Consider the following 8,770-nt stretch of genomic DNA (forward strand, 5'->3'; position numbering starts at 1 on the left):
TCTAGTCTGGAGATTTTTCCATATACTTCGTTATTGGACGGTTACTTTTCTTCTGAAAATACTAGCTAGCGTCAGTTGTCCTAAAATTTAGTTTGAGAGACTAGCACAGGGTAACAGAGTGACGCCATCACTGGGCTAATAGAGATAAAATAAACAATTGATTTAGGACATTTGTTTGATAGTGGTGATAAAGTTTTAAATCTGCTACATAATTTGTGGAGTTTTTTCTATAATTAGGAGTTTAACCTAATCTGCAAATAGGAGTATACTAATAATGTAATCGTTATCAAAAGTCTAAAAAAGAATTTTTAGATGGATATCAAAATAAAAAGGGAGGAAATTATGAATAAGTTTTCAAAAACCTTGAGAGACAACTGGATCTTTCTCTTGATGGTTTTGCCAGGGGCACTCTGGTTGATTCTATTCTTCTACATTCCAGTATTTGGGAACGTGGTTGCCTTCAAAGACTACCACATGACCAGTAATGGTTTCATAGATAGTATCATAAATAGTAAATGGGTCGGACTCGATAATTTCAGATTCTTATTTAGTTCAAGAGACGCCTTTATTATCACACGAAATACGGTCCTCTACAATCTTGGCTTTATCTTTCTAGGTTTAGTTGTATCTGTAGGGATTGCCATTATTCTCAGTGAACTCCGTTCCAAGAGAATGGTGAAGATTTTCCAAACTTCTATGTTGTTCCCTTACTTCTTGTCTTGGGTTATCATCAGTTTCTTTACAGATGCCTTCCTAAATATTGATAAAGGGGTGTTCAATCATCTATTGGAGAGTCTTGGTCTCAAAGAAGTCAACTTCTACGCTGATTTGGGAATTTGGCCTTATCTCCTACTTTTCTTAGGTATTTGGAAAGGTTTTGGATATAGCAGTGTCATGTACTATGCGACAATCATGGGAATTGATCCAACCTACTACGAAGCAGCGACAGTGGACGGAGCCAGCAAATGGCAGCGCATTCGCAACGTAACCATTCCGCAGTTGACACCGCTGGTAACTGTATTGACCATCCTTGCAGTCGGAAATATCTTCCGTGCAGACTTCGGTCTTTTCTATCAAATCCCTCACAATGCTGGTCAGCTTTATAACGTAACCAACGTCTTGGACGTATATGTTTATAATGGTTTGACCCAGACAGCGGATATTGGGATGGCTTCAGCAGCAGGTCTCTACCAATCAGTAGTCGGCTTGATTCTGGTGGTTCTATCAAACTTACTGGCAAGACGAGTTGATCCAAACTCAGCCTTGTTCTAAAAGGAGGAGAATATGGCAGAAAAGAAAATTAAAAAAGAAAAAATTGATAATGTCGGCATTCACTCCTTCAGTAAGAAAGCAGATATCTTCTTCAGTACCATTTCGGGTTTGATTGCCCTCTCTTGTATCCTACCCTTCGTATTCGTTATCATTATTTCAGTGACGGACGAGAAAAGCCTCCTCCAATACGGCTATAGCTTCTTCCCATCCCAATTTGGATTAGACGGTTTTGAGTTCTTGGCACAGTTTAAGGATAAAATCTTACAAGCCCTCTTCATTTCTGTCTTTGTAACCGTAGTTGGGACATTTACAAATGTCTTTATCACAACAACCTATGCCTACGCTATCTCACGGACAACATTTAAGTATCGCAGATTTTTTACCATCTTCGTCCTTCTCAGTATGTTGTTCAACGCTGGTTTGGTACCAGGTTATATCATGGTGACCCGTGTGCTTCAGCTTGGGGATACTGTTTGGGCCTTGATTGTTCCAATGCTTCTCTCACCATTTAACATCATCTTGATGCGTTCCTTCTTCAAGAAGACTATTCCAGAAGCCATTCTCGAATCGGCTCGTATCGATGGTGCCAGTGAGGCTCGGATTTTCTTCCAAATCTGTTTGCCATTGTCACTACCAGGTATCGCAACCATCACGCTTTTGACAGCACTTGGTTTCTGGAATGACTGGTTCAACGCCCTTCTTTACATCAAGAGTGACAACTTGTATCCATTACAATATTTGCTCATGCAAATCCAACAAAATATGGACTACATTGCCAAAGCGGTCGGCTTGACTGGTCAACTGGGAGTTGCTCTACCGAAAGAAACAGGTCGTATGGCCATGGTTGTGGTTGCAACCCTTCCAATCGCGATTTTGTATCCATTCTTCCAACGCTACTTTGTAAAAGGTTTGACTATCGGTGGTGTGAAAGAATAGTGCTTATTGAGAAAGAACATTTCTCAGTTCCCAACTTCCCTTGTGTGAAGTTAATACTCTTCGAAAATCTCTTCAAACCGCGTCAACGTCGCCTTGCCGTATAGATGTTACTGACTTCGTCAGNNTTTTCATTGAGTATAAGATCATTACATTGTTTATAAGTTTAAAAATAAAAAAAGGAGTTTTTATCATGAAAAACTGGAAAAAATATGCTTTTGCATCTGCTAGTGTAGTCGCTTTGGCTGCAGGTCTTGCTGCTTGTGGAAATTTGACAGGTAACAGCAAAAAAGCTGCTGATTCAGGTGACAAACCTGTTATCAAAATGTACCAAATCGGTGACAAACCAGACAACTTGGATGAATTGTTAGCAAATGCCAACAAAATCATCGAAGAAAAAATTGGTGCCAAATTGGATATCCAATACCTTGGCTGGGGTGACTATGGTAAGAAAATGTCAGTTATCACATCATCTGGTGAAAACTATGATATTGCCTTTGCAGATAACTATATTGTAAATGCTCAAAAAGGTGCTTATGCTGACTTGACAGAATTGTACAAAAAAGAAGGTAAAGACCTTTACAAGGCACTTGACCCAGCTTATATCAAGGGTAATACTGTAAACGGTAAAATTTACGCTGTTCCAGTTGCAGCCAACGTTGCATCATCTCAAAACTTTGCCTTCAACGGAACTCTCCTTGCCAAATATGGTATCGATATTTCAGGTGTTACTTCTTACGAAACTCTTGAGCCAGTCTTGAAACAAATCAAAGAAAAAGCTCCAGACGTAGTACCATTTGCTATTGGTAAAGTTTTCATCCCATCTGATAACTTTGACTACCCAGTAGCAAACGGTCTTCCATTCGTTATTGACCTTGAAGGCGATACTACTAAAGTTGTAAACCGTTACGAAGTGCCTCGTTTCAAAGAACACTTGAAGACTCTTCACAAATTCTATGAAGCTGGCTACATTCCAAAAGACGTAGCAACAAGCGATACTTCATTTGACCTTCAACAAGATACTTGGTTCGTTCGTGAAGAAACAGTAGGACCAGCTGACTACGGTAACAGCTTGCTTTCACGTGTTGCCAACAAAGATATCCAAATCAAACCAATTACTAACTTCATCAAGAAAAACCAAACAACACAAGTTGCTAACTTTGTCATCTCAAACAACTCTAAGAACAAAGAAAAATCAATGGAAGTGTTGAACCTCTTGAATACGAACCCAGAACTCTTGAACGGCCTTGTTTACGGTCCAGAAGGCAAGAACTGGGAAAAAATTGAAGGTAAAGAAAACCGTGTTCGCGTTCTTGATGGCTACAAAGGAAACACTCACATGGGTGGATGGAACACTGGTAACAACTGGATCCTTTACATCAACGAAAACGTTACAGATCAACAAATTGCAGATTCTAAGAAAGAATTGGCAGAAGCTAAAGAATCTCCAGCGCTTGGATTTATCTTCAATACTGACAATGTGAAATCTGAAATCTCAGCTATTTCTAACACAATGCAACAATTCGATACAGCTATCAACACTGGTACTGTAGACCCAGATAAAGCGATTCCAGAATTGATGGAAAAATTGAAATCTGAAGGTGCCTACGAAAAAGTATTGAACGAAATGCAAAAACAATACGATGAATTCTTGAAAAACAAAAAATAATCAGCTAAATTGATTTCGTGTATTCATTCCTAACTCCTAAAATAAGAATCACTGCTTTCCTCAGGCTTATCTGGGGAAGGCAGTGATTTTTTGAATGAAAAATAAACCAACTAATATAATTCAGGTATAGTTGGTCTTTTTGTATAAAATTGCTATTTTATGAGGAGTGTTGTCTCTGTAATAAATCATTCTTATCCCAAGTATAGAACTTCATCACAGAGACATTCGATATCTTGCTCTATATGAGAAGCTAGAATAATAAGTTTCCCCTTTTCTTTTAGGTGGAGTAATTTTTCTCGAATTTTTTGAACAGATTGCTTATCAAGTCCGTTCATTGGTTCATCTAAGAGTAATATATCTGGATTTTCCATAAAAGCCTGTGCTAGAGCTAATTTTTGTTTCATTCCTAAAGAGTAGTGTTTTACTTTTTTAGAAGAACTAGGATCGAGTCCTACATCTATCATACTCTGAATGATTTCTTTCTCTCCTATTTTATTTTTGATTAGAGCTAGTTGATGTAAGTTATCAAAACCAGAATAACCTTCCAGAAATCCTGGAGTCTCAATAATAACACCTACACTTGGTAAGAAGGGAAAATCTATTCCAAGTATGTTTCCATCTAATTCGATTTTTCCTTCAGTTATACCTTCTAATCCCGCTAAACACTTGAGTAAAACTGTTTTTCCTGAACCGTTATATCCAACAATTCCGTATATATTTCCACTGGAAAATTCAAAGGAAAGGTCTTCAAAAATTACATTGTGTTTATAGTTTTTACGAATAGATTTTAAATGTAAGTCTGTCATATCTATTGTCTCCTTATTTTTTTCATAACAACTAGGATTATGGTGAGCAAAAGGTATAAAAGTAGGATACGAGTAATTATTTCTGGTAGGGATAGTAAGCCAGAATGGGCTTCGTATTTAATATAATGGAAGTCTAGCCAAGTTAAAGGAGATAAAAATTTAATCCAGAAACGTGAAGCTTCTGTAATAAATAATTCTACAATAACTAATCCACAGGCTAAGGTATTTCCTAAATTAGAATAATAACTATTGAAAACGAAAATCACTCCCCCAATCAATATGAACATAAGGAATAACAATAAGAATATTTGAAAAAAAGCGCCATAGGGAGAATAATATTGCAGTATAATTGAGCGTAGATGCGTCATGCTATCAACACCTTCCGGAAATGAAATGCGTCCTTGAGCTAGGGAGGGTAGGAGACGTCCCCAATGATTTGAAAGGTGTAGTGTAGGGAGAAAAGTGATTAAAATGCTGATGATTTGGTAAATCGAAGCGATTAAGCTCGCGATAAGCAGATAAATAAACTGGGAGAGCATCCACTTTTTCTGTCCGATTTTTAAGATTAACCAAAACTGGAAAGTATCTTTTAAAGGAAGATTGCTAAATAGTAGTATGACAGATAAAATAGAAATTGCAGTGAACCATTGACTCGTGAAGAGAACAGTTACAATGCTGACAGGATAAGTTTCTTTGAAGTGATTAGCTAAATTAGAAAAAGGTAGCATTAAAATCAAAGTATAGAGGTGAAAGAAAATTAAGATAGGCAACAATCGTTTAAAGGTGAATTGTTGTTTTAAGAGAATAGTTACTACACGTATAATCTCCATAAGATTACTCCTTATCATAAAAATGCCAATGTTTTTTAAGAGCTAGTCGAATGATCTCTATTGACAAAAGTGCCCATAGAGTTAAGAAAATATAAGGATAAAGCAACGAAAAAATATTTCGAAAGTTTTCGTCACCTACTTGAAAATATGCTAGCCCTTCTCGTAAATAATCATCTGTCGTTAAGACGATATGTGGTAGAGTAAAAAAAGGGAGAACTCTCTCTAAACCAAATGTTGTGAGGACAAACCAGGCTGTACTTGGAAGAAGATAGACCATTAACACATTAGGGTAAAAAACGGAAAGAACTCCACCTAATAGAGTAAAGAATGCAAAATAGAGTCCAATTAGACTAATGAGAAGGAAGTAGAAAAGGAATATAAATCCTTGATTTAACAACCACTGATTGCTAAAAGTAGATGAGTAGTGAGAATTAGTGAGGGGAAAATAAAAGGAGAGGAGAATTAAAAAACAGAATCCTAAGGTCAGTCCTACAAAATAAGAACGGAAAATTAACCGTTTGACGAAGGAAGAAGCGTATTGTCGCAGAGACATACGACTAAGTAAAAAAGGAAGTCTATTTTGATGGTAGTCTTGTGAAAAGTCTGTTACTACAGTGGAAGCTGCTGTTAAGATATATAATGACATTGCTAGATTTCTAGAGAAGGAGAGCATGAAATAATCAGGGACTGCAAGTGAATTTCTTCCGTCTAATTTTATTGTTAGATCTGTATAGGACATCATCAATGCAACTACTAAGGAAAAGAGTAGTCCAATCCAAATCCTCCAATCTTTTAGCGTATATTTAAAGGGGAGAAGTAGTTTCATCTAACTTACCTCTTTCCAGTTTGTGGGATCGATAACTGCTTTATCTATACGATCTTTTTCTTTGATTGTAAAGATTAGGAAGGGACGATAGAGATTTCCTCCATAGAGTTCTTTTTCTTGAGTGGGAATAGGTATATACTCAATTGTAAATGACTCAATATAAATTGGACTGTCCAAAATCAAATTTTCGTATTTTTCTTTTAAGACGTCTAATCCTTTTTGGACAGAAAGAGTCGCCATTTTATCTATTTTTTGAGTCGGTAAGATAACACCAGATAAATCAATTCCTTGAATCCCTGCTTGGGTGATGATAAAGTTTAGGTCAGGACCATGAATAAAACTAATCTCTCCGGATGAACCTAGCTGAGTTTCGCCATCAATAACTCTTTTACTAGAAAGTTTTGGAAAAACAGTAACATAGCACATATCAGTCAGATTGTTTTTGTCTATCTTTGTTCCTTTTAATTCTTTGGCATTTCTTTCGTAGGTTGGGAGATACTCAAGGAGTGTTTCTTTTGAGATAGCGTAGATGAGATAATCATAATCGTCAAATCCTAATTGGAGGGTATTTAGAAATTGCTTAACTTTGTTAACACCATCTTCTTTTGAAAATGGAAGTTCTTCTTTAAAGTCGGTTAGATTTAGATTATTTTCAATAGCGTCTAATCGTAGGTTGTGGAAAACACTTGATAGATCTGATATTTGATCAGATGTTAAATGAATCCATGATCCAGTTTTATTGACGGTAATATCTGCTCTGGTCTTTCCTTTTTGGAGTCTGGTTAAAGGATTCTTATCGGCAATAATTTCACTAATTTCACTATCGCTTCCCATAAAATTTTGGATAGCTGTTACCAATGTTTCTTTGTCTCCTTTTTTTGAGTCCCAAAAAGGCAATTCTTCTTTATAGGAGGTATCTATCTGGTCTGATAGATAGATTTGCTCTGTTATCTCTTTATAACCTTCTTTTATGGGAAGATTTTCCTTATTTATCTCAGTTGTTTGCTTTTGGCTATATTGACAAGCTGTTAAAAAGATAAAGGGAAGAATAAGTAGAAATAATAGGTATTTTTTCATAGTAAAAAGCTCCTTTAAAAAAGGAGCAGAGACATGATACTTTTTAGATGATGCCTCTACTCTTAGAAGGGGGCGTTAGGCTAGTGAGCGCTCACATGATAAACTAGCGAATAACCCAATGTTTGTTACTTTTTGTTTTGAGACGAATTAAGGGTCAAAACGTCCTGTTATATTCGAATTGAGCCAACCATATTTAGAGGCGTTGAGATAATAATAGCGTCCAATTGTTCCATAACCATTGTTATAGCGAAGATTATAGCGACCATTTGAATCAGCTATTTTCATCTCAGTTGCAGGCTCATCCTCAGCAGCAGTCCAAGCGCGAATTCTGACCTTTTTTCCCCAACCAAGACCACCTGTGATATTAGCAACAGCAGGGGAGCCGTCTGTTTTTTCAGTTTTTCGGCTACTAACGGAATAGTCTTCGCGTGTAACATGAAGATCAAAATATACCATCCTAGCAGAAACAGTCTGACTAGCTAAGGGGAGTAAGCAAGCGACTCCCAGTCCTAATGCGATGCATTTTTTCAAATTTGTCATCACAATACCTCCTTTGTATTTTAGTGAAATCGATTTCATTTACATTGTACTACTTTTTTTTTATAATGTCAACCGCAAAATAAAGTATTTGTGATTTGTAATTCGAATGTGATAATGTCTTTATAAAATAAGTTATTAGATTTACATATCTCATAAAATATGGTTAAATTATTATATTGAATTTAGAATAGTACAGCATCTCTTCTAAAATATTGTTATAAATTGATTTGGATTCCAAAATTAAATTGCTCGATTCTTATTTCATTTTATTATATTTGACCCAGATAAAGCGATTCCAGAATTGATGGAAAAATTGAAATCTGAAGGTTCCTACGAAAAAGTATTGAACGAAATGCAAAAAACAATACGATGAATTCTTGAAAAACAAAAAATAATCAGCTAAATTGATTTCGTGTATTCATTCCTAACTCCTAAAATAAGAATCACTGCTTTCCTCAGGCTTATCTGGGGGAGGCAGTGGTTTTTTGGGCACAAGGATATAGATATTCCTGTTTTCTCTTATCCTTATTTTAATACTCAATAAAAATCAAAGAGCAAACTAGGAAGCTAGCTGCAGGCTGCTCAAAACACAGTTTTGAGGTTGTGGATAGAACTGACAGAGTCAGTATCATATACCTACGGCAAGGTGAAGCTGACGTAGTTTGAAGAGATTTTCGAAGAGTATAACCGCCTGACTGCTCATCTAATCTCTATCAACGTAGCTAAAAACATCTTCTTTGAAGTATTTTTGAGAAAGTTTAGCTAGAGTTCCATCTTCTTTTAATTCTTTAATCGCTTTTTCATACTCTTTAGCAAA

9 protein-coding genes and 1 pseudogene are annotated in these 8,770 nt (G+C 36.2%); 4 read left to right on the top strand and 6 right to left on the bottom strand.

Annotated features, from left to right (window positions below; genetic code table 11):
• The first annotated feature begins 342 nt into the window (after positions 1 to 342).
• The 3 genes from HT701_RS09800 (at position 343) to HT701_RS09810 (ending at position 3,874) form a co-directional block, all read left to right on the top strand.
• Positions 343 to 1,272 carry a sugar ABC transporter permease gene (locus HT701_RS09800; RefSeq protein WP_007284784.1) on the top strand — a complete coding sequence of 310 codons (930 nt, stop codon included), beginning with the start codon at positions 343 to 345 and terminating at the stop codon, positions 1,270 to 1,272.
• A 12-nt stretch (positions 1,273 to 1,284) separates the two neighbouring features.
• The gene (locus HT701_RS09805) at positions 1,285 to 2,208 is read left to right on the top strand and encodes a carbohydrate ABC transporter permease (protein ID WP_000818350.1); all 924 of its coding nucleotides are present in this window, start codon (positions 1,285 to 1,287) and stop codon (positions 2,206 to 2,208) included.
• 190 nt (positions 2,209 to 2,398) lie between these two features.
• Positions 2,399 to 3,874 carry an ABC transporter substrate-binding protein gene (locus HT701_RS09810; RefSeq protein WP_172931476.1) on the top strand — a complete coding sequence of 492 codons (1,476 nt, stop codon included), beginning with the start codon at positions 2,399 to 2,401 and terminating at the stop codon, positions 3,872 to 3,874.
• A 191-nt stretch (positions 3,875 to 4,065) separates the two neighbouring features.
• Here HT701_RS09810 and HT701_RS09815 read toward each other — a convergent pair whose 3' ends face one another.
• The 5 genes from HT701_RS09815 to HT701_RS09835 form a co-directional block, all read right to left on the bottom strand.
• Complete coding sequence (locus HT701_RS09815) at positions 4,066 to 4,680, bottom strand: ATP-binding cassette domain-containing protein (RefSeq protein WP_000130637.1); 615 nt, start codon at positions 4,678 to 4,680, stop codon at positions 4,066 to 4,068.
• Positions 4,681 to 4,682: 2 nt separating this feature from the next.
• Positions 4,683 to 5,510, bottom strand: coding sequence for a hypothetical protein (locus HT701_RS09820; protein WP_000402862.1), 828 nt, complete (start codon positions 5,508 to 5,510; stop codon positions 4,683 to 4,685).
• Between the two features lie 4 nt (positions 5,511 to 5,514).
• Positions 5,515 to 6,336, bottom strand: coding sequence for a hypothetical protein (locus HT701_RS09825; RefSeq protein ID WP_000771482.1), 822 nt, complete (start codon positions 6,334 to 6,336; stop codon positions 5,515 to 5,517).
• Positions 6,337 to 7,413: a hypothetical protein gene (locus HT701_RS09830; RefSeq protein ID WP_050223173.1), complete on the bottom strand. Its 1,077-nt coding sequence runs from the start codon at positions 7,411 to 7,413 to the stop codon at positions 6,337 to 6,339.
• A 147-nt stretch (positions 7,414 to 7,560) separates the two neighbouring features.
• Positions 7,561 to 7,953, bottom strand: a complete 393-nt coding sequence (locus HT701_RS09835) for a hypothetical protein (protein WP_050223172.1) — start codon at positions 7,951 to 7,953, stop codon at positions 7,561 to 7,563.
• Positions 7,954 to 8,257: 304 nt separating this feature from the next.
• On the opposite strand from HT701_RS09835, the gene HT701_RS11895 reads away from it, so the two are divergent.
• Positions 8,258 to 8,326 (top strand): hypothetical protein, encoded by a 69-nt coding sequence (locus tag HT701_RS11895; protein WP_341774917.1) that lies wholly within the window; start codon positions 8,258 to 8,260, stop codon positions 8,324 to 8,326.
• 330 nt (positions 8,327 to 8,656) lie between these two features.
• On the opposite strand, the pseudogene HT701_RS09845 reads toward HT701_RS11895, so the two are convergent.
• Positions 8,657 to 8,770, bottom strand: a pseudogene (locus tag HT701_RS09845) (amino acid ABC transporter substrate-binding protein); the annotation flags it as partial.

The sequence above is a fragment of the Streptococcus sp. 10824 genome (assembly GCF_013276595.1).
Lineage (GTDB): Bacteria > Bacillota > Bacilli > Lactobacillales > Streptococcaceae > Streptococcus > Streptococcus pseudopneumoniae.

Coding starts and splice junctions, on each gene's coding strand:
- HT701_RS09800 (WP_007284784.1), top strand. CDS start 343: ATGAATAAGTTTTCAAAAACCTTGAGAGACAACTGGATCTTTCTCTTG.
- HT701_RS09805 (WP_000818350.1), top strand. CDS start 1,285: ATGGCAGAAAAGAAAATTAAAAAAGAAAAAATTGATAATGTCGGCATT.
- HT701_RS09810 (WP_172931476.1), top strand. CDS start 2,399: ATGAAAAACTGGAAAAAATATGCTTTTGCATCTGCTAGTGTAGTCGCT.
- HT701_RS09815 (WP_000130637.1), bottom strand. CDS start 4,680: ATGACAGACTTACATTTAAAATCTATTCGTAAAAACTATAAACACAAT.
- HT701_RS09820 (WP_000402862.1), bottom strand. CDS start 5,510: ATGGAGATTATACGTGTAGTAACTATTCTCTTAAAACAACAATTCACC.
- HT701_RS09825 (WP_000771482.1), bottom strand. CDS start 6,336: ATGAAACTACTTCTCCCCTTTAAATATACGCTAAAAGATTGGAGGATT.
- HT701_RS09830 (WP_050223173.1), bottom strand. CDS start 7,413: ATGAAAAAATACCTATTATTTCTACTTATTCTTCCCTTTATCTTTTTA.
- HT701_RS09835 (WP_050223172.1), bottom strand. CDS start 7,953: ATGACAAATTTGAAAAAATGCATCGCATTAGGACTGGGAGTCGCTTGC.